Source organism: Methylophaga sp. OBS3, from assembly GCF_026319325.1.
Lineage (GTDB): Bacteria > Pseudomonadota > Gammaproteobacteria > Nitrosococcales > Methylophagaceae > Methylophaga.
Genome location: NZ_JAPDMU010000001.1, coordinates 401,545 through 427,732 on the forward strand (window position 1 = coordinate 401,545; position 26,188 = coordinate 427,732).

General features: G+C 44.0%; 26 protein-coding genes. 13 read left to right on the top strand and 13 right to left on the bottom strand.

What is annotated here, in order from left to right; genetic code table 11:
- Window positions 1-2: 2 nt before the first annotated feature.
- Complete coding sequence (locus OMP94_RS01930; RefSeq protein ID WP_266275396.1) at window positions 3-815, bottom strand: class I SAM-dependent methyltransferase; 813 nt, start codon at window positions 813-815, stop codon at window positions 3-5.
- 202 nt (window positions 816-1,017) lie between these two features.
- Between OMP94_RS01930 and OMP94_RS01935 the strand changes: the two genes are divergently transcribed.
- The 7 genes from OMP94_RS01935 (at window position 1,018) to OMP94_RS01965 (ending at window position 10,707) form a co-directional block, all read left to right on the top strand.
- Complete coding sequence (locus tag OMP94_RS01935) at window positions 1,018-3,168, top strand: HAD-IIB family hydrolase (protein WP_266275398.1); 2,151 nt, start codon at window positions 1,018-1,020, stop codon at window positions 3,166-3,168.
- The gene (locus tag OMP94_RS01940) at window positions 3,165-4,022 is read left to right on the top strand and encodes an HAD-IIB family hydrolase (protein WP_266275400.1); all 858 of its coding nucleotides are present in this window, start codon (window positions 3,165-3,167) and stop codon (window positions 4,020-4,022) included. Before OMP94_RS01935 ends, OMP94_RS01940 begins: the two co-directional genes overlap by 4 nt.
- Window positions 4,015-4,887, top strand: a complete 873-nt coding sequence (locus tag OMP94_RS01945; RefSeq protein WP_266275402.1) for a carbohydrate kinase family protein — start codon at window positions 4,015-4,017, stop codon at window positions 4,885-4,887. The genes OMP94_RS01940 and OMP94_RS01945 overlap by 8 nt, the downstream gene beginning before the upstream one ends.
- Window positions 4,888-4,901: 14 nt before the next feature.
- A complete protein-coding gene (locus OMP94_RS01950; RefSeq protein WP_266275404.1) occupies window positions 4,902-6,857 on the top strand; it encodes an alpha-amylase family glycosyl hydrolase in 1,956 nt (651 codons plus the stop codon).
- Between the two features lie 27 nt (window positions 6,858-6,884).
- Window positions 6,885-8,198 (top strand): DASH family cryptochrome, encoded by a 1,314-nt coding sequence (locus OMP94_RS01955; RefSeq protein ID WP_266275406.1) that lies wholly within the window; start codon window positions 6,885-6,887, stop codon window positions 8,196-8,198.
- Window positions 8,198-9,667 carry a cryptochrome/deoxyribodipyrimidine photo-lyase family protein gene (locus tag OMP94_RS01960; protein WP_266275408.1) on the top strand — a complete coding sequence of 490 codons (1,470 nt, stop codon included), beginning with the start codon at window positions 8,198-8,200 and terminating at the stop codon, window positions 9,665-9,667. The genes OMP94_RS01955 and OMP94_RS01960 overlap by 1 nt, the downstream gene beginning before the upstream one ends.
- Before the next feature lie 68 nt (window positions 9,668-9,735).
- Window positions 9,736-10,707, top strand: coding sequence for a calcium/sodium antiporter (locus OMP94_RS01965; RefSeq protein ID WP_266275410.1), 972 nt, complete (start codon window positions 9,736-9,738; stop codon window positions 10,705-10,707).
- Window positions 10,708-10,757: 50 nt separating this feature from the next.
- Here the strand turns inward: OMP94_RS01965 and rimO are convergent, their stop codons facing one another.
- The 4 genes from rimO to OMP94_RS01985 form a co-directional block, all read right to left on the bottom strand.
- Complete coding sequence (rimO, locus tag OMP94_RS01970; protein ID WP_266275412.1) at window positions 10,758-12,068, bottom strand: 30S ribosomal protein S12 methylthiotransferase RimO; 1,311 nt, start codon at window positions 12,066-12,068, stop codon at window positions 10,758-10,760.
- A 75-nt stretch (window positions 12,069-12,143) separates the two neighbouring features.
- Window positions 12,144-12,701, bottom strand: a complete 558-nt coding sequence (gene amrA, locus OMP94_RS01975) for an AmmeMemoRadiSam system protein A (protein WP_266275414.1) — start codon at window positions 12,699-12,701, stop codon at window positions 12,144-12,146.
- Between the two features lie 9 nt (window positions 12,702-12,710).
- The gene (gene amrB / locus OMP94_RS01980) at window positions 12,711-13,517 is read right to left on the bottom strand and encodes an AmmeMemoRadiSam system protein B (RefSeq protein ID WP_266275416.1); all 807 of its coding nucleotides are present in this window, start codon (window positions 13,515-13,517) and stop codon (window positions 12,711-12,713) included.
- A gap of 351 nt (window positions 13,518-13,868) precedes the next feature.
- The gene (locus OMP94_RS01985; RefSeq protein WP_266275418.1) at window positions 13,869-14,777 is read right to left on the bottom strand and encodes a LysR family transcriptional regulator; all 909 of its coding nucleotides are present in this window, start codon (window positions 14,775-14,777) and stop codon (window positions 13,869-13,871) included.
- Between the two features lie 115 nt (window positions 14,778-14,892).
- Between OMP94_RS01985 and OMP94_RS01990 the strand changes: the two genes are divergently transcribed.
- Together OMP94_RS01990 and OMP94_RS01995 are read left to right on the top strand one after the other, a co-directional pair.
- Window positions 14,893-15,474, top strand: a complete 582-nt coding sequence (locus OMP94_RS01990) for an FMN-dependent NADH-azoreductase (protein ID WP_266275420.1) — start codon at window positions 14,893-14,895, stop codon at window positions 15,472-15,474.
- Window positions 15,475-15,483: 9 nt separating this feature from the next.
- Entirely contained in the window at window positions 15,484-16,326 is an 843-nt protein-coding gene (locus tag OMP94_RS01995; RefSeq protein ID WP_266275422.1) for a pirin family protein, read from the top strand.
- Between the two features lie 110 nt (window positions 16,327-16,436).
- Here OMP94_RS01995 and OMP94_RS02000 read toward each other — a convergent pair whose 3' ends face one another.
- Complete coding sequence (locus OMP94_RS02000) at window positions 16,437-16,853, bottom strand: hypothetical protein (protein ID WP_266275424.1); 417 nt, start codon at window positions 16,851-16,853, stop codon at window positions 16,437-16,439.
- Between the two features lie 118 nt (window positions 16,854-16,971).
- Here OMP94_RS02000 and OMP94_RS02005 point away from each other — a divergent pair, with 118 nt between their 5' ends.
- Both OMP94_RS02005 and alkB read left to right on the top strand, forming a co-directional pair.
- The gene (locus OMP94_RS02005) at window positions 16,972-17,478 is read left to right on the top strand and encodes a methylated-DNA--[protein]-cysteine S-methyltransferase (RefSeq protein ID WP_266275426.1); all 507 of its coding nucleotides are present in this window, start codon (window positions 16,972-16,974) and stop codon (window positions 17,476-17,478) included.
- Window positions 17,479-18,123 (top strand): DNA oxidative demethylase AlkB, encoded by a 645-nt coding sequence (gene alkB, locus OMP94_RS02010; RefSeq protein ID WP_266275428.1) that lies wholly within the window; start codon window positions 17,479-17,481, stop codon window positions 18,121-18,123. It begins immediately after the preceding gene.
- A gap of 3 nt (window positions 18,124-18,126) precedes the next feature.
- Here the strand turns inward: alkB and OMP94_RS02015 are convergent, their stop codons facing one another.
- The 3 genes from OMP94_RS02015 to OMP94_RS02025 form a co-directional block, all read right to left on the bottom strand.
- Window positions 18,127-19,131 (bottom strand): ArsJ-associated glyceraldehyde-3-phosphate dehydrogenase, encoded by a 1,005-nt coding sequence (locus OMP94_RS02015; protein ID WP_266275430.1) that lies wholly within the window; start codon window positions 19,129-19,131, stop codon window positions 18,127-18,129.
- A gap of 9 nt (window positions 19,132-19,140) precedes the next feature.
- A complete protein-coding gene (gene arsB / locus OMP94_RS02020; protein ID WP_266275432.1) occupies window positions 19,141-20,175 on the bottom strand; it encodes an ACR3 family arsenite efflux transporter in 1,035 nt (344 codons plus the stop codon).
- A 70-nt stretch (window positions 20,176-20,245) separates the two neighbouring features.
- Window positions 20,246-20,464, bottom strand: a complete 219-nt coding sequence (locus OMP94_RS02025; RefSeq protein WP_266275435.1) for an RNA-binding S4 domain-containing protein — start codon at window positions 20,462-20,464, stop codon at window positions 20,246-20,248.
- 88 nt (window positions 20,465-20,552) lie between these two features.
- Between OMP94_RS02025 and OMP94_RS02030 the strand changes: the two genes are divergently transcribed.
- Entirely contained in the window at window positions 20,553-20,861 is a 309-nt protein-coding gene (locus tag OMP94_RS02030; RefSeq protein ID WP_266275442.1) for a hypothetical protein, read from the top strand.
- 22 nt (window positions 20,862-20,883) lie between these two features.
- Here OMP94_RS02030 and OMP94_RS02035 read toward each other — a convergent pair whose 3' ends face one another.
- Genes OMP94_RS02035 through OMP94_RS02045 form a run of 3 tightly spaced genes read right to left on the bottom strand, consistent with a single transcriptional unit; the run spans window position 20,884 to window position 24,113 of the window.
- Window positions 20,884-22,023 (bottom strand): sodium ion-translocating decarboxylase subunit beta, encoded by a 1,140-nt coding sequence (locus OMP94_RS02035; protein ID WP_266275444.1) that lies wholly within the window; start codon window positions 22,021-22,023, stop codon window positions 20,884-20,886.
- A 9-nt stretch (window positions 22,024-22,032) separates the two neighbouring features.
- Window positions 22,033-23,796 carry a sodium-extruding oxaloacetate decarboxylase subunit alpha gene (gene oadA / locus OMP94_RS02040; RefSeq protein ID WP_266275446.1) on the bottom strand — a complete coding sequence of 588 codons (1,764 nt, stop codon included), beginning with the start codon at window positions 23,794-23,796 and terminating at the stop codon, window positions 22,033-22,035.
- 38 nt (window positions 23,797-23,834) lie between these two features.
- Window positions 23,835-24,113: an OadG family protein gene (locus tag OMP94_RS02045; protein ID WP_266275448.1), complete on the bottom strand. Its 279-nt coding sequence runs from the start codon at window positions 24,111-24,113 to the stop codon at window positions 23,835-23,837.
- A gap of 282 nt (window positions 24,114-24,395) precedes the next feature.
- Here OMP94_RS02045 and OMP94_RS02050 point away from each other — a divergent pair, with 282 nt between their 5' ends.
- A complete protein-coding gene (locus OMP94_RS02050; protein WP_266275450.1) occupies window positions 24,396-25,772 on the top strand; it encodes a ribonuclease J in 1,377 nt (458 codons plus the stop codon).
- Here the strand turns inward: OMP94_RS02050 and OMP94_RS02055 are convergent.
- Window positions 25,769-25,984: a hypothetical protein gene (locus OMP94_RS02055; protein ID WP_266275453.1), complete on the bottom strand. Its 216-nt coding sequence runs from the start codon at window positions 25,982-25,984 to the stop codon at window positions 25,769-25,771. The two genes, OMP94_RS02050 and OMP94_RS02055, sit on opposite strands and share 4 nt — an antisense overlap.
- Window positions 25,985-26,188 lie beyond the last annotated feature (204 nt).

The following is a 26,188-nucleotide window of genomic DNA, read 5'->3' on the forward strand; positions in this document are numbered from 1 at the left end:
GCTTACTCTGGCTTAACGAATTTCAAAGTCATTCGATCACTTTCGCCAATTGCTCTGTATGCTGCTTTATCTGCCTCATCGACGCGAAGATTAGGCAGTAAAGTCCAGACACCGTTTGGATGATCTGTATCGTCGTTAGCATTTGCATTGATATCGGATTTAGCAACTAACTCAAAACCGGCTTTTTCGGCTAATTCAATAACTAAACTTTCAGTTAAATAACCCGTTTTTTTCATCGTGGCGAGATCAGTATCTGGTTTAGCGCGATGATCGGTTACCCCTAAGATGCCGCCCGGCTTTAACGCATTAAACATAGATACAAACGCTTCATCTGCGATATCACCTTGCACCCAGTTATGCACATTACGGAAAGTCAAAACGGCATCTAGTGAGTTATCTGGTGCGATTTGCCAGTGGCCGGGGCCAAACTCAATGATGCTGACATTGCCCAACTCATTAACGTTATTGGTTAGCCAACTGTTATAAGCCTCACGAATGCCATGTCGCCAGTCTGGGCCCATATCATTAGGAAAGCCTGCGGCAATCAATGAACCATCGCCTTGTTTTATCCATGGCGCAAGGATTTCGGTATACCAGCCACGCCCAGGCCAAATCTCAGCCACTTTCATATCCGACGTTACCCCAAAAAACGTCAGCGTTTCATAAGGATGACGATATTGATCTCGGGCACTGTTTTCAGCGTTACGCTGCTCATTGACAATGACATCTTTTAATTTTGCATCTGCCAAAACTATTGTTGGTGCAGCAATTAGCAAACTACAGCTCAGAGTTAACGCATTCATCGTTTTTGACATGATATTTCCGAAAATTATGAACAATCTGCCTTTTCCGACCAGACATTGAGCAAATAGTTTGCCGATTGATTTGTCTTCTGCCGGTAGAGCAGGTAGGTTTATTAATAGAATCAAAGTGAGTGTTTTTGCCTAAGCTATGGCGATGCGCTTCTGTTCACTATCAGGAAGGTGGTGAAGCTTAACTGGAGAACAACGCAACCGTATGAAAGACAACGCGACACCTTTGTATATTGCACTTATCAGTGTTCATGGCCTAATCAGAGGTGAGGACTTAGAACTTGGCCGTGATGCAGATACCGGTGGTCAGACGCTGTATGTGCTAGAGCTTGCCCAAGCATTATCCGAACAACCCAACGTTGCCAAAGTCGAGTTAATAACGCGTCTTATCGATGATGACGCGGTTGATGATGACTACGCTGCCCCGATTGAACAAATCAACGATAAGTTAAGTATTGTTCGTATTGAAGCAGGGCCAAAGGGTTATATCCATAAAGAACAACTTTGGGAACATATTGATAGTTTTGCCGATAATCTCGTCAGTTATTTCAGACACCAAGATTCGCTACCGACATTAATTCATAGCCACTATGCAGATGCAGGTCTAGTTGGTGCGCATGTTGCTAATCAGCTTGGTATTTCACTGGTACATACCGGTCATTCTCTTGGTCGTGTCAAAAGACGGCGTTTACTAGCAAGCGGGGTAGATACCACGCAACTTGAGCTGCTGTACAACATGGGCAGACGTATAGAAGCTGAAGAAATCACCTTGGCGACAGCCGAGCAGGTGATAACCAGCACCCATCAAGAAATCGAAGAACAATACGAGCTATATGATCATTATCAACCGGAAAAAATGCGTGTTATTCCACCGGGAACCAATGTTCAGCAGTTTATTCCACCGCGTGGAGATGAAGAACATACCGAGCTTTATGAGACATTAACGCGCAGTCTCACCAATCCAGATCGACCATTAATTTTGGCCTTGTCTCGACCGGATAAACGTAAAAATATCGTGGCTTTAATGACGGCGTATGGTGAAAACAAAGCGCTGCAACAGATGGCAAATTTATTAATCATTGCGGGTAATCGTGATGATATTGAAGAGCTCGATAATGGTGCCCGAGAGGTGTTTCAAGAATTGCTCATTGCCATGGACCGCTATGATTTATATGGCAAAGTCGCAATGCCAAAACATCATCGACGGGATCAAGTCCCCCAGATTTATCGTATAGCGGCGGCTAGCGGTGGCGTCTTTGTAAACCCTGCCTTAACCGAGCCTTTTGGTTTAACCCTGATAGAAGCAGCAGCAAGTGGTTTACCGATTGTGGCAACCGAAGACGGTGGGCCCAGAGATATTATGGCCAACTGTGGAAATGGTGAGTTAATCGATCCATTAGAAAGCACAACTATCAGCGATGCTATCGAAAAACTTTTATCTGACAAAGCCTATTGGCAGCAATGCCAAAAGAATGGGCTTAATGGTGTCCGAGCCCATTATTCTTGGCAAGCGCATGCGCAGAAGTATCTTGAATTAATACAGCCGATTGCTGAGAAAAATGGTCGTCAGCAGCTGCCAGCAGTTATTCGGAGTCCATCACGCGTCGAGAGAGCTTTGGTCAGTGACCTAGATTTAAACCTGCTTGGCGATGATGCTTCGCTAAAACAGTTAGTGGATTTAATGCGGCAACATCGTAAAACCACTAAGTTTGTGATTGCGACCGGTAGACGTCTTGATCAGGCGCTGAAACTGATGAAAAAACACGGTATCCCCGAGCCAGATATTTTGATCACCAGTTCCGGTAGTGAGATTTATTACGCACCTAAACTCACCCCTGATACCGCATGGGCCAAACATATCGATCATTTGTGGCAACCACACAAAGTGCGTGAGTTACTTGAGGGGTTATCAGGACTTAGTCGTCAACCTAAAGAAGAGCAGAGTCAGTTTAAGCTGAGTTATTTCATCGACCCACAACAAATTAACTTCGAGGAAATTAAACGGTTATTGCATCGGGAAGAGCAATCGGTACATGTGCAAATGGCCTTTGGTCAGTTTTTAGATATTTTGCCTTTACGTGCCTCTAAAGGGATGGCGTTACGTTATGTTGCTGATCGTTGGCAGTTACCGCTTGAACGTATTTTTGTTGCCGGGGGCAGTGGCGCAGATGAAGACATGATGCGCGGTAATATGCTCGCTGCTGTGGTGGCAAACAGGCACCATGAAGAATTGTCACAGCTAGAAGATACCTCCCATATTTATTTTGCTAAAGCTGCCCATGCAGCGGGCATTTTAGAAGCATTAGATCACTATCAATTTTTTAAAAATGAAAAACAGGACATCAATCCGCTATGAGTGAACGTTTGTTGTTGTGTACAGATATGGATCGGACTGTTATTCCAAATGGTATGCAACCTGAGCATGCACAAGCGCGGCGTCGTTTTCGTGCGTTTTGTCAGCAAGAAAATGTGCTCCTTGCGTACGTTACCGGACGTCATCGCCAGTTAGTTGAAAAGGCAATACGAAGTTATCACCTGCCTCAACCAGACTATGTCATCACTGATGTCGGCACTAAAATTTATAAAAAGCATCAAGGATGGCAGGAGCTTGAAAGCTGGAAGTCAGAAATTGATAAAGATTGGAATGGCCATAGCCACCATGACTTAAAACAGATTTTAAAAAGTATCAAAAGTCTGAAATTACAGGAATTGAGTAAACAGAACACACATAAACTCAGTTATTACCTGCCTTTGTACCAAGATAAAACACCCGTCATTCAAGAGATGCAAAAGCGTCTGGAAAACGAGGGCATTAATGCCTCTGTGATGTGGAGTATTGATGAGCTCACCAATATTGGATTGATTGATGTGTTGCCCAAACATGCCACTAAATTGCATTCAATCGAGTTTTTACAATCGCAATTAGGCTATGAGCATGACGAGGTTATTTTTGCGGGTGATAGTGGCAATGATATGCCGGTATTAGCAAGTAATGTGCAATCTATTTTGGTCAACAATGCCAGTGCTGAAATTAAGACCTTGGCATATCAACTTGCCAGTGATGCTGGTCGCTTAGAACAGCTTTTTATCGCTAGGGAAGATGGTCCGCTTGGGATGAATGGAAATTACAGTGCAGGCGTTTTGCAGGGTGTTTGGCACTATGCACCAGCATTTCGTCACACACTACAAACGGAGACATTCTATGACTGATTCAGCCAAGCTTTTGGTTTTTGGCGAAGCTTTATTTGACTGTTTTTCTGATCAGCAGAAGTTAGGTGGTGCGCCGTTTAATGTCGCTTGGCATTTGCAGGCATTAGGTGATTCACCACTATTTGTTTCCAGTGTTGGTGATGATGAATTAGGTCAGAAGATCCAATCTGCTATGCAAAAATGGCAAATGACTCTTGATGGTTTACAAGTTAATCAAACATACCCAACAGGCACCGTCGAGGTAACGTTAAAAGGCAGTGAGCCGAGTTACGACATTAAAGATAACGTTGCCTATGACTTTATTGATAAAGCCAAGCTGCCAACGCCGCGCAATGATGCCGTTGTTTATCATGGTAGTCTGGCACTGCGTCACCCTGCCAATCAACAAGCTTTAAATCACTTAACACAGGCCCCCACGGTTTCGGTATTTGTTGATGTCAATTTACGCTCGCCATGGTGGGATAAAGAATCGTTATTTGGCTGGCTTGAGCGTGCTCGCTGGGTCAAATTAAATGCTGATGAGCTGGTCGAGTTAGGATTTAACTCTGCCGACATTGAGCAAGATATGATTCGTATGCAAAGTCACTTTCAACTCGAACAATTGATTGTGACGCAAGGTGAAAAGGGCGCAATGGTGCGCTGTAATGATGGGCAGTTGTATCAGTTCCCCCCCGGTAAAGCAGACAGTGTGGTCGATTGTGTTGGTGCCGGTGATGCGTTTTCGGCAATGTATATTCATGGCTTGTTACAAGGTTTGCCAATATCGCAGATTTTGCCAAAGGCACAATCGTTTGCCGCTGCCGTGGTTGGTTTGCAGGGCGCATTTACTGATGACACTGAATTTTATCAGCCGTTTATGAGCTAAGACTTTTAAAATTTATGTACGAACAACAATCTCACTCTTTACTCAATGCCATTCTTAATCAGATTGAGCCGGAATTTTCCCGGGTCGATCTACGGTATTTCTATACCCGTCTGGGCGCTAACTTTTACGCGATACATTCCTTGTTTGAAAAGCTGTATGGCAAAAGGCCTGACTTTGCTGAGCAAGCGCAACGTCTGGTTGAAACAATGGCAAGGCAATACATCAATCGCTCTGAGGAATTACGTCAGCTAGATATTGAGCGTGAGCAAGACTATAACTGGTTTCTTAGTCAGAAGTGGGTAGGTATGGCCATGTATGCCAATGGTTTTGCCAAAAACCTGCAAGGCATGCGCGAGCATTTGCATTACTTCCAAGATTTAGGCGTCAACTTACTGCATATCATGCCAATCATGCGTTGTCCTGAAGGCAAAAGTGATGGAGGTTATGCGGTCAGTGATTTTAGGCAAATTGACCCGCGTGTCGGTAATCTCGATGACTTAAGTGAGTTATCTGCCGATATGCGGCAACGTGATATGTTGTTGGTGCTTGATGTGGTACTCAATCACACGTCTGATGAACATGAGTGGGCAGAAAAAGCCAAAGCAGGTTATTCGCCTTATCCGGATTATTATTACACCTTTGAAAACCGTCATGTGCCGGATATGTTTGAGCAAAGCATGCCAGAAGTATTTCCAGAAACTGCGCCCGGTAATTTTACCTGGAATGAACAGATGCAACGCTGGGTAATGACGGTTTTCAATGAGTATCAGTGGGATCTGAATTACAGCAATCCTGCGGTATTTATTGAAATGCTCGATGTGATTTTATTCTGGGCAAATCAAGGCGCTGATATTTTGCGTTTGGATGCTGTGGCATTTCTATGGAAGAAAATTGGCAGTGCCTGTCAAAATGAACGTGAAGCCCATCTGATTTTGCAGTTAATGAAAGATTGTTGTCAGGTGACGGCACCGGGTGTGTTATTCATTGCTGAAGCAATTGTGGCACCCGTCGAAGTTATCAAATACTTTGGTGAAGATGCGGTTATCGCCAAAGAGTGTGAGATCGCCTACAACGCGACTTTTATGGCGTTAATGTGGGATGCGGTCGCCACCAAAAATGCCAAGTTGCTTAATGAAGGTATCAAGAGTCTGCCGGTGAAGTTAGAGCGGGCAACATGGCTTAATTATATTCGTTGTCATGATGATATTGGTTTAGGCATTGATGATCGCGATATCGAGCAGGCTGGCTATGAACCGTTCCAGCATCGTCGTTTTTTAATTGATTACTTCACTGGAAAATTTGCTGATTCCCATGCCAAGGGCGTGCCTTTTGGGCAAAACGATAAAACCGGTGATACCCGTATATCTGGATCATTGGCTTCATTGGTAGGGCTGCAATATGCAATTGAGCAGAACGATCCGAAAGCCATTGATGAATCAATTAAGGTCATCTTATTACTGCACAATCTGATCTTGTCTTTCGGTGGTCTGCCATTGCTTTATTACGGTGATGAAATCGGCACAATCAATGATGAAAGTTATAAATCTGATCCCGTCAAAATGGATGATTCGCGGTGGGTTCACCGACCATTTATTGATTGGCAAAAAGCCGAGTTGAGACACAGCTCGGGCACGGTTGAATATGCCATTTTCAGTCAGTTAAAAACCATGATTGCAGTGCATAAAGAATTAGAGGCTTTTGCTGACTTTAATAACCGTGAATTATTAGACGTGACTAACCCGCATTTATTTGTGTTTGAGCGCTACCACATTCAAAAACCAAGCGAACGCGTATTGTTAGTCAGTAATTTTGACGCGAACCCTCAAATGCTTGAGTTGTCAGAACTAAGTCAATGGTCATCACCACAAACAGATCAATTGGTTGATGCTGTTACCGGTCAACGTCCAGAACAGTTTGATAATGCGCTAGTTGTGCCGGGCTATAGTTTTTACTGGTTAGTTGAGCAATAGTTTTCTAAAGAGCGAGCGAGGGTGTGAATGTCGAAGACCGGACTTTTCTGGTTTCAAAATGATTTGCGTTTGCATGATCATCCCGCGCTTTGGCAGATGCAACAATGCGATCGTCTGATTTGTGTCTTTTGCTTTGACCCCAATTGGTATCGACCCAACAGCTTTAATGCAAAAGCGATGGGTAAAATACGAGATACATTCTTAAAACAAGCCGTTGTAGATCTTTCAGCACAACTCAAAACTGCTGGTCAGCAACTATTGGTGATTGAATCGCGTCCCGATGAAGTCATAGCTGAGTTGATTGCGCGTTATCAAGTTTCTATTGTTGGTCAAAGTAAACATCCCGGCGTTTATGAAAATCGCTATTGGCAACGGCTAAAGCAGCAATTTCCCGATACCCATTTTTATCAGGTAGATTCCGCCACACTTTTTGATGAGTCAAATCTGCCTTTTTTACTGCCTGAGTTACCTAAAACATTTAGCCAGTTTCGAAAGTTGGTTGAGAAACTTCCCGTTAACAGACCATTGGCAACCATCACGCATTTACCCGCATCACCAGATGACTTTTCTAGCATAGATAACTTCACCTTAGATGACATTAACAGCCATTTTCCTGGTGGAGAACAAGCCGCCTTAGCACAGGTGAAAAACTATTTTGATAGTGCTGCACCAGCAAGTTACAAAGAAACGCGAAATGAATTAGATGGCTGGCAAAATTCCAGCAAGTTTTCGCCATGGTTAGCCCAAGGCAGCCTGTCAGTTAGAACCTTATTTGCAAGACTAAAAAGTTACGAGCAAGAAAAAGTCGCTAACGAATCAACTTATTGGCTGTATTTTGAGTTGTTATGGCGAGAGTATTTTCAGTGGTATGCACACCAGCATAAAAATAAGTTATTTGATTTGCATGGCATTACAGGCAAAACAGGCCGAGCTTGTTATTACCCTGAACGCTATCAACGTTGGTGTCATGGCAATACGCCTTATCCATTAGTGAATGCATTGATGAATGAACTCAACGAAACCGGCTACATGAGTAATCGTGGTCGACAAATAGTCGCCAGTTGTTTTATTCATGAACTCAAGCTCGATTGGCGCTTTGGTGCTGCCTATTTTGAACAACAACTAATTGATTATGATGTCGCCAGTAATTGGGGTAATTGGCAGTATATTGCAGGCGTTGGTGCTGATCCGCGTGGTGGACGTCACTTTAATATTCAGAAACAAACAGATCAGTATGATCCGAATGGTCATTTCATCAGCAAATGGCGTGGCGATAATGGTAATACCGTATTAGATTCAGTTGATGCTGCAGACTGGCCAATCATGCCGCCAGGTCGCTAATGGCGAAACAGCAGATAAATATCGTTTGGTTTAAGCGAGATTTAAGACTCAGTGACCACGCGCCGCTAGCGGCTGCCTGTCAGCAAGATTTGCCGATTCTGTTTTTGTATATCTTTGAACCAATCCTGCTTGATGATCCGCACTACAGTGAGCGTCATTGGCGTTTTGTATGGCAATCGCTCTCCGATATGAATCATCGTCTGAAACGCTTTAATACGCAGATCAATATCGCCAAAGGCGACGCATTAGCGGTATTTGAGACATTAAACCATTCATTCCAAATACATACACTATACAGTCATGAGGAAATTGGACTTGATAATACTTTTCAACGAGATAAGACATTAGCGAGATTTTGTGAACAAAACCGAATTAGTTGGTTAGAAACACCGCTCGGTGCAGTGATGCGAGCTGCCAAAGATCGCGATGACTGGGATAAACACTGGCATAGCGTAATGCGCGCAGATATGGCTGCGCCAGCGATGAGACAAGCCCGTTTTATCAGCGCGCCTGACTTAACAGCGATAAAGCCAGCCGAAAGTTGGCTTTTACCACACCCACAAATGCAAATAGGGGGTGAAAAAGCAGCGTGGGAAGTATTGGAAGACTTTTTTATAGAGCGTGGCCAAAATTACCATCGTCACATTTCTAGTCCCTCTTTAAGTCGAGAGGCATGCTCGAGAATGTCACCTTATCTGGCATGGGGCAATATCAGTCTCAGACAGATGTATCGCCGTTTGCTGGCAGACTGGCAAAAGCCCGGTTGGCGCCGTCCATTGTCAGCGTTGTCTTCAAGGCTCCATTGGCATTGTCACTTTATCCAAAAGTTTGAAAGTGAGTGTGCAATGGAGTTTCGCCCAGTGAATCGAGGTTATAACGACTTTCCCTGGCGAGCGGGAGAAAAGGCTGAAGAAGATTATCTGCGCTGGGAGCAGGGTGTAACAGGCTACCCATTGGTTGATGCATGTATGCGATGTCTTGATGCGACGGGATTTATTAATTTTCGTATGCGAGCGATGTTAGTGAGTTTTCTTTGTCACCAGCTACTACTGGATTGGCGACGCGGTGTTAACCACTTAGCGCGACTATTTCTCGATTTTGAACCCGGAATTCATTACCCACAGTTTCAAATGCAAGCAGGAGTGACGGGAACCAATACCATTCGTATTTACAATCCTGTGAAACAATCTGAAGAACAAGACCCTGACGGTAAGTTTATTCGTCGTTGGTGTCCTGAACTGGCTGCATTACCAAATGATTTAATTCATTCCCCATGGCAACTAACGCCAATGGAGCAGCAGATGTATGGTGTCGTTTTGGGACAAGATTACCCGCATCCTGTTGTTGAGCTCCAGACTTCTAGTAAACAAGCGCGTGAGACATTATGGTCTTGGCGTAAACAGCCTACTGTAAAGCAAGAAAACCAACGAATATTACGTCGACATGTCCGTTTAGACAGTCGGCGCTAATCAGATTTGCCGGTTAGACTGTCTGCCATGATAATAGGCGCCATAATTTTTAATCAGCGGAGTTAACAATGACCTTGGCATTTGCAGCCGTAATCGTTGGATTAGTATTTCTTGTCTGGAGTGCCGACAAATTTATCGAGGGTGCTGCGGTTACTGCAAAGTATTTCGGGATGTCACCGTTATTGATCGGTATGTTGATTATCGGTTTCGGTACCTCAGCGCCAGAAATGGTGGTGTCAGCATTAGCATCAATGCAAGGTAATCCCGGTATTGCATTAGGTAACGCCTATGGTTCAAACATCACCAATATTGCGTTGATATTGGGTTTAACGGCGGTCATCAGTCCAATTCTTGTTCACTCACAAGTGCTTCGTAAAGAAATGCCAATTCTGATTGGTGTGACAGCCTTGGCTGCATTTCAATTGGCTGACGGCCAGTTATCAAGAATGGATGCAGTGGTCTTAATGGTCGTGTTTTTCATCATTATGGGCTGGAGTGTTTACCAAGGGATGGGTGGCAAAACCGACAGCATGGGCGATGAAATGCAGGGCGAGGTCGATGCCTACGATATGCCGCTTAAAAAAGCGCTGTTTTGGTTAGTCACTGGGCTCATTATCTTAGTACTAAGCTCACGGTTACTGGTGTGGGGTGCTGTTGATATTGCTGTCGCACTGGGTGTGAGTGATCTTATTATTGGTTTGACGATTGTGGCTATCGGTACGTCATTGCCAGAGCTTGCTTCATCCTTAATGGCTATTAAGAAGGGTGAGCACGATATGGCAATTGGTAATGTGATTGGCTCAAACTTGTTTAATACGCTAACCGTGGTCGGTATCGCTGGCTTAATTAGCCCGATGGCGATTGATCCTTCTGTACTTAGCCGTGATGTCGCTGTGATGTCTGGTTTAACGTTATTGCTGTTTGTGTTTGCTTATGGCTTTAGAGGACGTCAGGGTAGAATCAATCGTATTGAGGGTAGCATCTTATTAGCTGCATTTATTGCTTACACAAGCTATCTCATCACGACCGTTATTATCTAAATGGTTTCACCACTGTCTGGCATTCGCCAGACAGTGGTTATTCATCTTTTTTAGACTAGATGTGCCCACATATCGTGCTCATCAGCGTCTTCAAATTCGACTTCAACAATATCACCAACTTTTAGGTGTGTTGCGTTATCAATAAAGACTAAACCATCGATATCAGGTGCATCTGCACGGCTTCGGCCTACAGCACCTTCTTCAACAACTTCATCAATGATGACCCAATCGCGTTTACCAATCTTGGCTTGTAAACGATTGGCACTGATTTCTGCTTGCTTAGCCATAAAGCGAGCGAGGCGTTCTTCTTTCACACTTTCTGGCACAGGATCTGGCAATTCATTCGCTACCGCACCCTCAACAGGTGAGTATTTAAAAGCGCCAGCTTTATCTAATTGTGCGGCGTCTAAGAAGTCGAGTAATTCTTCAAACTCTTCTTCTGTTTCACCCGGAAAACCAACGATAAAAGTACTTCTCAGCGTGATTTCTGGACAGATTTTCCGCCATGCCTGAATACGCTCTAGGTTATTTTGTGATGACGCTGGGCGTTTCATCAGTTTTAAAATGCGCGGGCTGGCATGTTGGAATGGGATATCAAGGTAAGGCAAGATTTTGCCTTCTGCCATCAATGGAATAACATCATCAACATGCGGGTAGGGGTAAACATAGTGCATACGTACCCAAACACCCAATTCACCTAATGCTTTGGCAAGCTCTGTGAAACGCGTAGCAATTTGTTGTCCTTGCCATTCGTATTCCGCGTATTTCACATCGACTCCGTAAGCGCTGGTATCTTGCGAAACAACAAGAATTTCTTTTACACCCGCATCAGCCAAACGTTTAGCTTCAGCAACGACTTGGTTAACTGGACGACTGACCAAATCACCACGCATTGAGGGAATGATGCAGAAAGTACAACGGTGATTACAGCCTTCTGAAATTTTCAGATAGGCATAGTGACGAGGTGTTAGCTTGATGCCTTCTGGTGGCACTAAACTGGTGAAAGGATCGTGTGGTTGTGGCAAGTGTTTGTGAACTGCGCCGACAACTTCCTCAAGGGCATGAGCGCCTGTGATTTCTAGAACTTGCGGGTGTTTTTCTCGAATACTGTTATCGCGGCTACCCAAGCAACCTGTAACAATAACTTTGCCATTTTTGGCAATGGCTTCGCCGATACTATTTAATGACTCTTCGACAGCCGAATCAATAAAACCACAGGTATTTACCACAACTAAATCTGCGTCGTCGTAACTGTTAGAAATGTCGTAACCTTCGGCGCGAAGTTTGGTAATGATGCGTTCGCTATCCACGAGCGCTTTAGGACAACCAAGGCTGACAAATCCGACTTGAGGGGCTTTCATGTGCTTGACCTGCAATACAAAAAATTGGCGCGTAGTTTAACGGTTTTTGGGTTTGTCGTGTGATTTGTATGGTTATTAAAACGATTGCGTTTGATAGACCTGAACCCGAAGATTGTCAGGCCATTCGTCTTCACTTAAACCCGCCTTACGTTTGAGTTGTGTCACGAAATCTTGTTTGTTGGGTAACTGTTGCCATGTGTGCGGTAGAAAAGTGGCTTGTTTATCACCAATAGAAAAAATAACGCCATCGACATTGGGTGTTAGTTTGTTGAGTAAGTCCTGTTGATCTTTGACAAACAAAGGCTGGGGTTCTTCTAAAACAGAAATATGTAATTCGCAGTGAACCCATTCAGTCGCTGTTAGCGGTTCAAAACGGTAGTCATTAAAGCCAGCCGAGAAGCCATTATTATTTACATCCTCGGCTAGTGAACGGTGAGGATTAAGCGTGCCGATACAGCCACGCAATTCACCACGTTTATGGATAGTGACAAAGCAGGCGCCAACTTCTCGTAATGCGGGTGGCAAGTGACTGATATCGGGCTGCGGAGGCCGATCATGTTGCAGACCAAACTCAATTGCCGCAGCCGCGATATCTCTCAACTGATGTTGTTCGGCTAGCGTTAAACTTCGCATAACCTATAACTATTCAAATACATAGGCACCATAACCTACCACGCTGTCTTTTTTACCCGCTGTGTCGCCAGAGTTACATAAACTCAAAACCTTGCCAGTTAAATGCTGCTGCCGGGCATAATCAATAAAGCCTCGAATGCCAACATAACCACACGCGTGATAGGCATCAATGTCATTTTCATCAAGACTAATAATGGCTTGTGAAGTGAATTGATCAATACGTCGTGCACTTTCGTAATCAAGGTAGTGACTCAGGTCTGAACTGACGACAATCAAAGTATCGTCAGCATCATCTTGCATGGCTGTTTGTATTGCTTGGGAAACAGCGCTAGTATTGGCATCACCGGTAATAATTGGCACAATTTCAAATTGGTCGAGTACGTATTGTAAAAAGGGCAATTGCACTTCGATGCTATGTTCGGTCTCGTGAGCACTTTCAAAAAAACGCACACCTTCGAGAGCTGATAAGCGAGCGATAGCCGCTTTATCAACGGCAACACTGCCGAGTGGTGTGGCAAAATAATCAGCAGCTGAAATAGCGATACCTTTAAAAGGCACACGATGAGAGGGACCCAAGACGATCACGCGCTGGATCTGCTCTTTAAAGTGTTGAAGTAACTGATAGGCTTTGGCAAATACTTTACCGGCATAGCTATATCCGGCATGTGGCACAATCAACGCTCTAGGAAAATGATGACTTGCGTGAGGCAGCGAAGCAAACTGCTGGCTAAGCAAGGTTTCCAATTCCGTGGCCCTGGCCGGATAAAACAAACCGGCAACTGCGCTTGGGCGAATGGTCGGGCGAATCGTATTCATGACAATCCTCCTCATTCAGGCATATTTTAAAGTTACTCTGCCGACATCCTAGGCAGAGCCAGATCCGGCTCAGAAGTGATGTTCTAACCTTCTAAATATCGGATCAACGAGTATCTCCCCACTTGCTAATAAATTCAAGTGTCTGTTTTAAATGATAAAACAAGCGGTTTAGGCGCTAACCTGTTAAGCATTGGCAGACAAGGCTTTGGCTAATATTTGGCTTTTGAAAATTTTATTTATGGCAATTTTTTTCAGTGTGACATAACGCAAATTTTACTATTTTTAAAAAAAGTAACTGCGAGCTTCCTTTTGAACTTGATGCTTGTGGGCAATTTAACAAGTATCAAATCATTAGCATTGTAACCATGGGCTATTGTCAGCGAAGGTTTCTTGTAGAAACTCAATTAAGACTTCACATCTTCTTGGTAAATAACGGCTGCCAGGCGTCACAGCATAGATTCCGACGGTATCATTGGTCTGGAATTCATTGAGTACTCTAACTAATTGACCACTATTAATGGCTTGATAACAAATGAAGTCAGGAGATCGAATAATCCCACGACCATTAACGGCTGCTTGGCAGAGAAACTGACCATTATTTGCAAGCATGCCACCGTTAACTGCTACTTCAATGGATTCGCCATTTTTTTGAAACGCCCAACTCTCATGGCGGCTACGGTAATGCAATGTGGTATGGCCGTCATTTAAATCTTCGGGTTGTGACGGATAGCCATGTTCTGCCAAGTAGTCAGGGCTAGCACAAACAATAATGCGGCTTTGAGAAAGGCGTTTGGCGCGCATAGATGAATCAGCGAGTTGTTGGCTGATGCGGATAGCTAAATCAAAACCATCCGCCACTAAATCCACAAATTTGTCACTAAAATCCACATCCAGTTCAATTTGCGGATGACGCTGTTGAAAGGTCATTAACGCAGGCGCCATATGTTCAAGACCAAAAGTTAATGGCACCGCAATTCGTAGTCTGCCTTGAAGCTCATTTTTGTTTTCAGCGACTCGGGCTTCTGCTTCAGCAATATCATCAAGTAATCGCAAACATGATTGGTAATAACGTTGCCCCGCCTCAGTAAGCATTTGGCGACGGGTTGTGCGTTGCAGCAGCGTGACATTCAGTCGCTTCTCTAATTCTTTTAAGCGTCGACTTACCGCCGATTTGACGGTATCTAATTGATCAGCCGCCTTGCTAATACTCCCGGCTTCAACGATCCGCTTAAAAATCTGCATATCTTCGACTGGATTCATTTTATTGTTCTAATAATGTGGACAATAAGTTCTTTATATCATGGTTTTTATAATTTTTTGTAACGATAAACTTATCAACGTGATTAATTTATTTCGTTTGCATAGGAGTTAGATCATGGGTAATTCAACCGTTTTACTAGTAAATGCGAGTAGTCGCTACCAAGACTCATTAACACGCGTGGTAGCCACTGAAATTGCACAGCACCTTGCTAAGCAAAGTGACTTACTACTTCAAGAGCGTGATGTTGCGACAGGTTTACCTTTTATCAATGAAGAATGGGTCAATGCCAATTTCACTGATCCATCAGAGCGCAGTGATGCACAAAAGCAAACATTGTCTCAATCAGATTTGCTGGTACAAGAGTTACAAAGTGCTAACCAACTCGTTATTGGTGTACCTGTTTATAATTTCAGTATTCCGGCCACACTTAAAGCTTGGATCGATTTGGTCGCAAGAGCAAGAGAAACATTTCGTTACACTGAGAATGGCCCTGAAGGTTTGTTAAAAACGCATAAAACTTGGTTGGTCGCTGCATCAGGTGGTGTGCCTATCGGTAGTGATATGGACTTTGCCACACGTTATTTACGACAAGTTTTAGGTTTTTTAGGCATTACTGATGTCACCGTTGTGAATGCGAATGATTGGGTCAATAATCAGGACCGGCAACAGCTGTTAGCTGATTTGCCTGTAAGTTAGGAGATAGACATGACACAAATACGTGAAGTTAAAAAATGGATTCGTGGTCAAATGACCTCAGATGGCGCTGGAGTAAGTTTACGTCGACTGATCGCCTCTCACGAATTGGACATGCTGGATCCTTTCCTGTTGTTTGATGCGTTTGGCAGCAGTAATCCTGATGATTACATTGCCGGTTTTCCACCACATCCACATCGTGGGTTTGAGACTGTTACTTATATGCTTGCTGGAAAAATGCGTCATGAAGACAGTGCCGGTAATGCCGGTGTAATTGAAACCGGTGGTGTGCAATGGATGACAGCAGGTAAAGGCATCATTCACTCTGAAAAACCTGAGCAAGAGCAAGGACTATTGGCTGGATTTCAGTTATGGGTCAATTTGCCAGCATCACAAAAAATGATAGCGCCTCGTTATCAAGAGATGCCAGCTAAAGACATTCCTGAAGAAATTCATGATGATGGTTTGCAAATTCGGGTTGTTGCGGGTGAGACGAAGCAGGGCACACAAGGTGTCATTGATAATAGTTTTATCGAACCTGTGTACTTTGTGGTGAATGCCCCTGTTGGCAGTGTGCTTAATGAACAGGTTCCAGCTAGTCACAACGGCTTTGTGTATGTTGCTAAAGGCCGTGTGCAAATTGGTAGTCGTGAAGCGAGTGTGCCAGAGAGAAGTTTGGCAGTTTTAGCTGAAGGTGACAGTGTTCAGATCCGTGCCGAAGAAGACAGCATATATATTGTTGTTGCTGGCAAACCATTAAATGAGCCTGTAGAACGCGCCGGTCCATTTGTCATGAACACAAGAGCACAATTGGAACAGGCATTTGATGATTATCGAAACGGACGTTTTGCTTAAGTGTTAAAACACAACTCAAGTCGCGCCTGAAGAAAACCGGATTTCTAAGGGCGTGTATCTTGAGAAGCTAAAGAGTTTTTAATCATTTTGTTATTTAGCGCAAAGGCTAATTACTCAGTAGCTTCTGTTTCAGTTGGTTCACGGCTGATGATTTCATGTTTAATGAACTCAAGATTTTCAGGAACAGGATCACAACTGGTTGCTGGCGTTCGACAACTCGCACAAGCGTAAGCATGCCAACTGGCATCAATAACTTTATCTCGTAACTCTACATCTTCGATTTGCCCAGCGGTTCCAATCATTGAGCGAGCACGGGTCAGGATGAAGTCATACATACCCTTGCATTGCATCATTTGAATTGGATCTTCGGTATCTGTGTATTGCTGATGAATTTCCAAACCAGCTTGATAAAGGTATTTCATCTCAACATAGACAAGTTTGAGAGGATCACCTTCGCCAAGTTGTGAAACTGCACCAGCATTGCTGAGTGCTGGAATCAAAAGAAAAAATAGCGCCCATCGCTTCATTGTTTTCTCCCTAATTTATGTATTTATTTTTGTATATTACAGAGGCTGTGTGAATTATGTGCATAGTGTCAAGTTTTTCGGCTTAACGATAACTGAATGACAGCGTACAATTTCAGTTATGGATCACGCTGATAATATTGAATATCAGATCGGGCTTTGTAGTCTCGGCCCTGTTCTGGTTGCGGCATCTAAACAAGGAATTTGTGCGGTACTGTTAACGGTACCAGGTGCAAGTCTTGTTGATGATTTATTAAATCGTTTCCCCGAGGCTAAACCAGCCAAAGACAATGCACTAATGGATTATCTTCAGCGTGTTATTCACTATATAGAATCCCCCGACCAACCCATTGAATTGCCACTTGATATGCAAGGTAGTAATTTTCAACAGCAAGTTTGGCAGGCTTTACGACAAATCCCATGCGGTAAACAAGTGAGTTACTCTGAACTTGCAGCTCAGATAGGCAAACCCGGCGCATTTAGAGCCGTTGCCAGTGCCTGTGCAAGAAATCCATTAGCTGTCATCGTACCCTGTCATCGTGTGATACATAAATCTGGCTCGATGTCTGGTTATTACTGGGGTGTAGCAACCAAACGTGCTTTACAAGCCCGTGAGGCCAAATTCTGAGTGAGTACAGGTGATTTATTTGCTCAAGATGCGCCATGTATCGAAATCGCGGCCGATGTTTATCTTCTAAAACAGTTCATCTTGCACGATGCTTCAGCACTGATTACTGAGATAGAAAAAGTTTTTCAACAAGCGCCACCAAGAAAGATGTTAACGCCAGGTGGCTATTCAATGTCAGCAGCAATAAGTAATTGTGGTAATTATGGTTGGGTGACTGACAAAAATGGTTATCGTTATAGTCAGCAAGATCCGTTAACTGGTAAACACTGGCCGATGATGCCTGCTTTATTTAAAAGGCTGGCTAGTCAGGCTGCTGCACTAGCGGGTTTTACAGATTTTCAACCTGATGCTTGTTTAATCAATAGTTACGAACCCGGTAGCAAAATGGGCTTACATCAAGACAAGGATGAGTTGGATTTTAATCAACCTATCGTGTCTTTCTCTCTGGGCTTACCCGTTACCTTCCAGTTTGGTGGAAAACAACGAAATTCACCTAAACAAAATATTGAGTTAAGCCATGGTGATGTCATTGTCTGGGGGAGGCAAAAGCGGCTTAACTATCACGGAGTATTAACGTTAAAAGTTGGCGAACACCCAGTGATAGGTGCTCGGAGAATTAACTTAACCTTTCGACGTGCTCGCTAGTGATTAGCTAGCTAAACCCACTTTTCGAGCAAGCTCCATGGTTCGCATGCTATAGCCATATTCATTGTCATACCAAGCAAATACTTTCACTTGGGTTTGATTTACAACCATGGTCGATAAGGCGTCGATAATGCTTGACCGTGGATCACCACGAAAATCTGATGATACGAGTGGTTTTTCTTCATAACCGAGAATGTCTTTAAGGTAAGTGTCGGCAGCATTTTTAAGTAATGAATTAACCTCATCTGCTGAAGTTGGGTGGCTCACTTCAAAAACACAATCGGTTAGCGATGCATTAGCAAGCGGTACTCGAATCGCGTGTCCATTCAACAGTCCTTTCAATTCTGGAAATATTTCAGTTATGGCCGTTGCGCTTCCCGTGGTGGTTGGGATCAGATTATTGCTCGACATCCGGGCACGGCGTAAATCTTTATGGGGCGTATCCAAAATGGATTGGGTATTGGTTAAATCATGAATGGTGGTAATCATGCCGTGCTTGATACCCAATTTCTCATGAATCACTTTAACGACAGGGGCAAGACAATTTGTCGTACACGAAGCGGCTGTGACAATGCTATGTTTGTCGGCATTAAATAAATCATCGTTTACGCCCATTACGACATTTAATACGCCGTCTTGTTTGACGGGGGCTGTCACTACAACACGTTTTACACCTTGTTTCAGGTAAGCCTGTAATAAGTCGGTATCACGCATTTTTCCAGATGCTTCAATGACTACGTCACAAGCAGACCAGTCAGTGTCTTCGATTAATTTGTTATTGCTAACTGTTATCAGTTTGTCATTGATGATGATGTTGTGATCTTTGGCACCTGCTTGGTGTTGCCAGCGTCCATGTACCGAGTCGAAGTTTAAAAGGTGTGCCAAGGTTGTAGCATCACCAGCAGGATCGTTGATTTGCACAAACTCAATTTCTGGCCAAGTCCAAGCTAGACGAAGACATAAACGACCGATGCGGCCAAAACCATTAATACCTACTTTAATTGTCATTGAGTTGCCTTAATCAGATGTGGTTTTGTCTGGAAACCATTGTTGTGTACGGTTGGCGAGATAAACCAAGCTAAGCATGACCGGTACCTCAACAAGTACGCCCACAACTGTAGCTAATGCAGCGCCAGAGTTCAGACCAAAAACAGAAATGGCAACAGCCACAGCCATTTCAAAAAAGTTTGAAGTACCAATCAGGCATGCAGGGGCTGCTATGTTGTGTGGTAAGCGCATTTTTTTGGCAGCAAAATAGCCAAGCGCAAAAATACCATAGGTCTGTAGTAACAGTGGAATAGCAATCAACAAGATGATGAGCGGCTGCGCCAAAATCGTTGTGGCTTGCAGCCCAAATAACAATGCAACGGTTGCTAATAAACCGAGAATTGACCAAGGTTTAATGTGGTGTAAGAAAGATTGTAATGCTGCTTCACCGGCTTTATGAATAATACGTTGACGCGTGATGATGCCGGCAATCAGAGGTAAAACCACATAAAGCAGTACCGATAACAACAGTGTTTGCCAAGGCACTGTTAAGTCGGTAACCCCAAGCAAGATACTAGCGATCGGCGCAAAGGCGATGATCATGATCACATCATTAAGTGAGACCTGAACCAAAGTGTAATTGGCATCACCTTTAACCAACTGGCTCCAAACGAAGACCATAGCAGTGCAGGGCGCAACGCCCAGTAAGATCATGCCTGCAATATATTCATCAGCCGATTGCGGATCGACCCAGCCAGCAAAAAAGACTTTAAAAAATACCCAACCAAGTGCTGCCATCGTAAAAGGTTTGATAAGCCAATTTATGACCAGCGTTAATACAATCCCTTGCGGTTTTTTTGTCACGTCTTTGATGGCTGTGAAGTCAACTTGCACCATCATCGGATAAATCATTAGCCAGATAAAAATGGCAATGACGACATTGACATGGGCAAACTCAAGACCGGCGATAAATTGAAATTGTTCGGGAAAAAATGTGCCTAGTGATAGCCCCAAACCAATGCTTATACTGACCCAAAGTGTTAAGTAGCGTTCAAAGATGCCCATGATTATGCCTTACGAAAATTGGCTTTTAGGTTTAGGTAATTTCATCCCGACTTACCTAAAAAACGATATGTTATTCGACGAGCTGTAAAACCTCATCACCTAGTTGGATTTGATCACCTGCAACTAGTTTACGAGCTTTGCGAGTTTCGACTTCACCATTGACCAATACATGACCATCGGCGACGAGTTGTTTGGCTTCAGCACCACTACTGGCGAGGCCTTCAAACTTAAGCACTTTAAATAAAGCAACTGGACTGGTGTGGAGTTTAACTTCAGTAATGTTGGACATTGCGTTACCTTGAAATAAGAAATGCTAATTAGCCGATGTTTTTTCTTGTGAAATCAATACATAATCGCCAAGTCTAGGGAGGGCGTCTATGAAGTTGATTGTTAATTTAATGCAGTTACTCATTATCGCGGTACTGCTTTACCCATTTTTTTATTTATGGGAAACCGATCGTATCGAAACAGTGTGTAAACGCTATGAAGTGGGAATGTCACCGACAGAAGTGACGAAACAAGCGGAGCGTTACTTTTTAAAATGGCAAGAATTGCCAAAGTCTGATGATAACTGGCATCTGCAAATTGTATCGCGCGCCTCTTTATCAGGCTATACCTGTGATATTCATGGGGTAGGTAACAAGATGGCGTCTGCCAGAGTGGCAGAGGGTGCGGGTAGCCAGTAAAACCGGCTACCCACGAACATCCTTACATTACGGTTGAAGCGTAATTAATCAAGATACCTGCAGCTACAGCAGAACCAATAACGCCAGCGACGTTTGGTCCCATTGCGTGCATCAGCAAGAAGTTATGTTTATCAGCTTCTAAACCTAGCTTATTAGATACCCGTGCTGCCATTGGAACAGCAGAAACACCCGCAGAACCAATCAATGGGTTAATTGGTTCTTTGATAAGTTTGTTTAAGATCTTGGCCATGATAACGCCTGATGCGGTACCAATTGAGAAGGCCGCCATACCCAGTAACAAAATACCAAGTGTGGTTGGGTTCAAGAATGACTCGGCATTTAACTTAGAGCCAACAGCCAGACCCAAGAAAATCGTGACAGTATTAATCAAAGAGTTTTGCGTGGTGTTGCTTAAACGATCAACAACCGCACATTCTTTCATCAAATTACCAAAACAGAACATACCTAATAGTGGTGCGGCATCTGGCAGTAAAAAAGCGACCAAAATTAATAGCAACAATGGGAAGATAATCTTCTCGCGCTGTGACACTTCACGCTGCTGATGCATACGGATTTTGCGTTCTTTTTCTGTAGTCAGGGCACGCATAATCGGCGGCTGAATTAATGGCACCAAAGCCATGTATGAGTATGAAGCAACCGCAATCGCACCCAGTAAATCTGGTGCTAATTTACTAGCAACATAAATAGATGTCGGACCATCTGCACCACCGATAATACCGATAGCAGCGGCATCAGCCAGACTGAAATCGAAGATGCCAATCGCCGATAGTAAAACGGCGCCCATTAACGTGGCGAAAATACCAAACTGTGCTGCAGCACCTAAGAATAAGGTTTTCGGATTAGCAAGAAGTGGCCCGAAGTCGGTCATCGCACCGACACCCATAAAGATGATTAATGGGAAAGCACCACTTTCGATACCAACGGTGTAGAAAATATGCAAAATACCGCCAACTTCAGCCAATCCTGCGCCAGGGATATTTGCTAAAACACCACCAAAACCGATTGGCACTAACAGCAAAGGTTCAAAGTTTTTCTTGATGGCAAGGTAAAGCAGCAACATGCCGATCAAAATCATGATGCCTTGACCCAGTTCCATTTGATGCAGGCCGGTGGCATCCCAGAGTGTTTGTAATTTTTCCATGGTAAGCCTTTATGAAATGGTTACAAGGACGTCACCCACCTTAGTGGTATCGCCCGGTTTAACAAATACACCCGAAACGGTGCCTGATTTTTCAGCAACGATTTGGGTTTCCATTTTCATGGCTTCCAGAATCAGCAGTACGTCACCTTCTTGAACAGCTTGGCCGCTGCTGACTAATACTTTCCAGATGTTGCCAGATAGTGGTGCTTTAACTGGTTCACCTTCGCCTGCGACAGCTTTTGGCTTGCTAGCAACTTGGCTGATATCACCGCCCTCATTAACTTCAACAACGTATTGTTCGCCGTTAACTGAGATTGTGTAAGTCTCAGAGCCACCAGATTGTGCACGAGCCGCTGCCGCTGCTGAAGCCAACGTTGGTGCTTTTTCAAAGGCATCTGGGTTACCACGGTTTTTCAGGAATTTCAGTGCGGTTTGATGGAACAGTGCATAGGTCAGCACATCATCAATTTTTTGATCGCCGTCTTCTAGCTTGAAGCCTTCTTCGGCAGCCAAATTTTCTAACTCTGTGGTTAGGCTATCAAGTTCTGGCTCGATATTGTCTGCTGGACGGCAAGTGATAGGTTGTGCACCTTGGAGAACACGTTCTTGCAAGGCTTTATCAAATGCTGCAGGTGCAGCACCATATTCACCACGTAGCAAACCTTGAGTTTCTTCAGTGATGGTTTTATATCTTTCGCCGGTTAACACGTTGATAACGGCTTGTGTACCAACGATTTGCGATGTTGGTGTCACTAAAGGAATAAAGCCTAAGTCTTCACGAACGCGAGGAATTTCTTTTAATACCTCATCCATACGGTCTAAGGCATTTTGCTCACGCAGTTGGTTTTCCATATTGGTCAACATACCGCCTGGCACTTGTGCGACCAAAATACGTGAATCAACACCACGCAGTGAGCCTTCAAAGGCCGCATATTTCTTACGAACTTCACGGAAATACGCAGCCACTTCTTCAAGTAGCTCAATATTCAGGCCGGTATCACGTTCGGTGTCTTGAAAAATGGCAACAACTGATTCAGTCGCTGAGTGACCATAAGTCATGGACATTGAAGAAATCGCGCTATCAACATTGTCGATACCTGCTTCAACACATTTCATGATGGTGGCGGTAGAAAGACCGGTAGTTGCATGCGATTGCATGTGAATAGGGATGGAGATAGTTTCTTTCAGACTTTTAACTAATTCGTAGGCTTTGTAAGGTTTGAGCAAACCAGCCATATCTTTAATACATAACGAGTCGGCGCCCATTTCCTCGATGCGTTTGGCCATGTCTAGCCACATTTGCAAATCATGCACTGGGCTGAGTGTGTAAGCCATGGTGCCTTGAGCATGTTTGCCGGTTTCTTTAACCGCTTTCAGGGCAACTTCTAAATTACGTGGGTCGTTCATCGCATCAAAGACACGGAAAACATCAACACCATTTACTGCGGCACGCTCAACAAATTTTCTGACCACATCATCAGCGTAATGGCGATAGCCTAAAAGATTTTGACCACGTAACAACATTTGCTGTTGGGTGTTTGGCATTGCGGCCTTAAGGCTGCGGATACGGTGCCAAGGATCTTCACCTAAATAACGAATACAGGCATCGAATGTAGCACCGCCCCAGCTTTCTACAGACCAGAAACCAACTTGGTCCAGTTTGTCGGCAATTGGAAGCATGTCATCAAGACGGAGGCGGGTAGCGAATAAGGATTGGTGTGCATCTCGCAATACGACATCGGTAATTCCGAGAGCTTGCTTTTGGTCAGTCATGGTGGGGCCTTAAACAGTAATCAGTGACGGAGAAAGCATTATTTATGCTTGGCGCGATAGCGGTGGATGGCACCTGAGAGAACACTTATCAGATTGGCATCTTTAGGCGGGCTGCTAGGTTCTGTTGAAATACCAACAACCGCGGTGGGTTGTGGAATACCTTCAGCAGGCAAGATACCAACGCGTTTTTCGTAAAAGGTGATAACCCGAGACATCAGGGCGGTCACCATTACCAAAACCGTTAGAAAAACAAAAACAAACCCCATACCAATAAGCATGAGATTAAAACCTTCGGCGATTAACGCATTTGCGTCCATGTTCCGTCTCCGTATTGAGGACGGCTTAACTATCCAATCTCACTAAGGCAAATTCTTTGCGTAATCAGATAGTTAAACCAAAACAGCCGCACATTATAGCATTCTTGAGGCTCGAGACCTATTTTGCAGTACAAATTAATAGTTTGCGGTAGTTCACATTAAAATACAGTCGATATTTAATGTGCAAATTAACCAACAAAGCCACTGACTTAACCTATTGTCATCCTTATACTGTGAGTGTTTTTCGATTATGTGATTATTGAGCAAGGAGCATTTTGGCAGATGACGCCCAGCAGTGAAGATTTATGGTTTTTGCCGTTAGGCGGCTGTGGTGAAATCGGGATGAACCTTAATCTATATGGCCATAATGGCCGCTGGTTAATGGTTGATTGTGGTGTTACCTTTGAGTCTGACACCGATGAAGATGGGCTGCCAATGAGTGGTAGTGCCCATGTGCAAATGGCTGATCCGCAGTTTATTGCTGAACGTCATACCTTGCTGGATGGTTTAGTGATAACCCATGCTCATGAGGATCATGTCGGTGCCGTGGCGTATTTGTGGCCTCAACTAAAATGCCCGATCTATACCACCGCATTTACTGCCGAAATATTACGGCGAAAACTTGCCGAAGCGAATCTGTTAGAACAAGTTCCGCTGTTTATCGTCGACCCGTCCGAGAAAAGACAGGTTGGTGTTTTTGAACTCAGTTGGTTGAAGCTGACACACTCCATTCCTGAACCATTTGCGTTATTGATCTCAACCCCAGTTGGCAAAGTCTTTCACACTGCAGACTGGAAGCTAGATAAAGCACCTGTATTAGGTTTGCCGTACAACGCCGCTGATTTTCAGGCACTAGCCAAAGCTGAAGTGAATGCCATGGTATGTGATTCGACTAATGCCAATGTTCAAGGTTGGTCGGCAACAGAGGGCAGTCTGCATAAAGGCTTGTTAAAACATATCGAGCAGGCCAAAGGGCGAGTTGTTGTTACGTGTTTTGGAAGCAACATTGCCCGTTTGCATACGCTTGCCACAATTGCGCAGCAAACCGGTAGGCATCTTGGTTTATTAGGCCGCTCATTATTAAATACGGTCTCCGCCGCGAAATTTACAGGGTTTTGGAATGGTGTTGAAACCTTAGTTGATCCATCACATTTGGGGTACTTACCAAGGCATACGGTTTTATTGATTGCGACAGGTAGTCAGGGAGAGCCACGCACAGCGCTGAATCGTTTGAGTATGAATACCTTTCGAGATCTTCAATTGGAACCTGGCGATACCGTTATTTTTAGCTCGAAGGTCATCCCCGGTAATGAGCAAGCAATCGAGGCATTAGTTGAGCGCCTTAAAGCAATGCAGATTGATGTTATCGATGAAAGTAATAGTGCATTGCCGATACATGCATCAGGACATCCCGCAGCAGATGAATTAAAAGCCATGTATCAATGGGTTCAACCTGATTGTGCTATTCCGGTTCATGGCGAAATGATGCACATGAAAGCGAATGCGAATGTGGCTAAAGCGGTTGGCGTTCGCCAGCAATTAGTTGGTCAAAATGGCGATATGTTTTATATCGCGCCCGCTATCGGCATTCGGCGTAATGCCGTAAAAACGGGGCGACTTGGTCTGAAGCCTGGTGGCAAGCTTGTTAAAGTTTATTAAGCTTTAGCATCCAGCATCGGGGTCCGACGGTCAGCCGAAACGCGACGTTCAATGACCGGCTTTTGCTTTTTCTTACGGCGGTCACGACGACGGCGTCTATCCTCATTAACAACCCACGGACTATCTGTGGTTAATGTCTCTGGCTTGCGGACACTTTCACTAGGTGGCGCGTAACTATAGCTGTGTCGATAAACACGCGGTATCTCAATCATACTCGCTACTCAAATTATCCCTACAACAACGCTATCGGTCTGATTTTAAATAACTTTAATTAAATGTGAGATCTCTGTGAAACCCTTGTGACAGAAAGGTTATGGGCGATATTGTTGCGTTTTATCAAAAGGAATGAGTAAAAATCAGATGAATATTTAAATGTTTTTAAAGGGCAAATTTCCCGATGCAATCAGGTGTAAAGT

Excerpts from the sequence above, each read along its gene's own strand:
- OMP94_RS01930 (WP_266275396.1), bottom strand. The coding sequence starts at position 815 with ATGTCAAAAACGATGAATGCGTTAACTCTGAGCTGTAGTTTGCTAATT.
- OMP94_RS01935 (WP_266275398.1), top strand. The coding sequence starts at position 1,018 with ATGAAAGACAACGCGACACCTTTGTATATTGCACTTATCAGTGTTCAT.
- OMP94_RS01940 (WP_266275400.1), top strand. The coding sequence starts at position 3,165 with ATGAGTGAACGTTTGTTGTTGTGTACAGATATGGATCGGACTGTTATT.
- OMP94_RS01945 (WP_266275402.1), top strand. The coding sequence starts at position 4,015 with ATGACTGATTCAGCCAAGCTTTTGGTTTTTGGCGAAGCTTTATTTGAC.
- OMP94_RS01950 (WP_266275404.1), top strand. The coding sequence starts at position 4,902 with ATGTACGAACAACAATCTCACTCTTTACTCAATGCCATTCTTAATCAG.
- OMP94_RS01955 (WP_266275406.1), top strand. The coding sequence starts at position 6,885 with ATGTCGAAGACCGGACTTTTCTGGTTTCAAAATGATTTGCGTTTGCAT.
- OMP94_RS01960 (WP_266275408.1), top strand. The coding sequence starts at position 8,198 with ATGGCGAAACAGCAGATAAATATCGTTTGGTTTAAGCGAGATTTAAGA.
- OMP94_RS01965 (WP_266275410.1), top strand. The coding sequence starts at position 9,736 with ATGACCTTGGCATTTGCAGCCGTAATCGTTGGATTAGTATTTCTTGTC.
- rimO (WP_266275412.1), bottom strand. The coding sequence starts at position 12,068 with ATGAAAGCCCCTCAAGTCGGATTTGTCAGCCTTGGTTGTCCTAAAGCG.
- amrA (WP_266275414.1), bottom strand. The coding sequence starts at position 12,701 with ATGCGAAGTTTAACGCTAGCCGAACAACATCAGTTGAGAGATATCGCG.
- amrB (WP_266275416.1), bottom strand. The coding sequence starts at position 13,517 with ATGAATACGATTCGCCCGACCATTCGCCCAAGCGCAGTTGCCGGTTTG.
- OMP94_RS01985 (WP_266275418.1), bottom strand. The coding sequence starts at position 14,777 with ATGAATCCAGTCGAAGATATGCAGATTTTTAAGCGGATCGTTGAAGCC.
- OMP94_RS01990 (WP_266275420.1), top strand. The coding sequence starts at position 14,893 with ATGGGTAATTCAACCGTTTTACTAGTAAATGCGAGTAGTCGCTACCAA.
- OMP94_RS01995 (WP_266275422.1), top strand. The coding sequence starts at position 15,484 with ATGACACAAATACGTGAAGTTAAAAAATGGATTCGTGGTCAAATGACC.
- OMP94_RS02000 (WP_266275424.1), bottom strand. The coding sequence starts at position 16,853 with ATGAAGCGATGGGCGCTATTTTTTCTTTTGATTCCAGCACTCAGCAAT.
- OMP94_RS02005 (WP_266275426.1), top strand. The coding sequence starts at position 16,972 with ATGGATCACGCTGATAATATTGAATATCAGATCGGGCTTTGTAGTCTC.
- OMP94_RS02015 (WP_266275430.1), bottom strand. The coding sequence starts at position 19,131 with ATGACAATTAAAGTAGGTATTAATGGTTTTGGCCGCATCGGTCGTTTA.
- arsB (WP_266275432.1), bottom strand. The coding sequence starts at position 20,175 with ATGGGCATCTTTGAACGCTACTTAACACTTTGGGTCAGTATAAGCATT.
- OMP94_RS02025 (WP_266275435.1), bottom strand. The coding sequence starts at position 20,464 with ATGTCCAACATTACTGAAGTTAAACTCCACACCAGTCCAGTTGCTTTA.
- OMP94_RS02030 (WP_266275442.1), top strand. The coding sequence starts at position 20,553 with ATGAAGTTGATTGTTAATTTAATGCAGTTACTCATTATCGCGGTACTG.
- OMP94_RS02035 (WP_266275444.1), bottom strand. The coding sequence starts at position 22,023 with ATGGAAAAATTACAAACACTCTGGGATGCCACCGGCCTGCATCAAATG.
- oadA (WP_266275446.1), bottom strand. The coding sequence starts at position 23,796 with ATGACTGACCAAAAGCAAGCTCTCGGAATTACCGATGTCGTATTGCGA.
- OMP94_RS02045 (WP_266275448.1), bottom strand. The coding sequence starts at position 24,113 with ATGGACGCAAATGCGTTAATCGCCGAAGGTTTTAATCTCATGCTTATT.
- OMP94_RS02050 (WP_266275450.1), top strand. The coding sequence starts at position 24,396 with ATGACGCCCAGCAGTGAAGATTTATGGTTTTTGCCGTTAGGCGGCTGT.
- OMP94_RS02055 (WP_266275453.1), bottom strand. The coding sequence starts at position 25,984 with ATGATTGAGATACCGCGTGTTTATCGACACAGCTATAGTTACGCGCCA.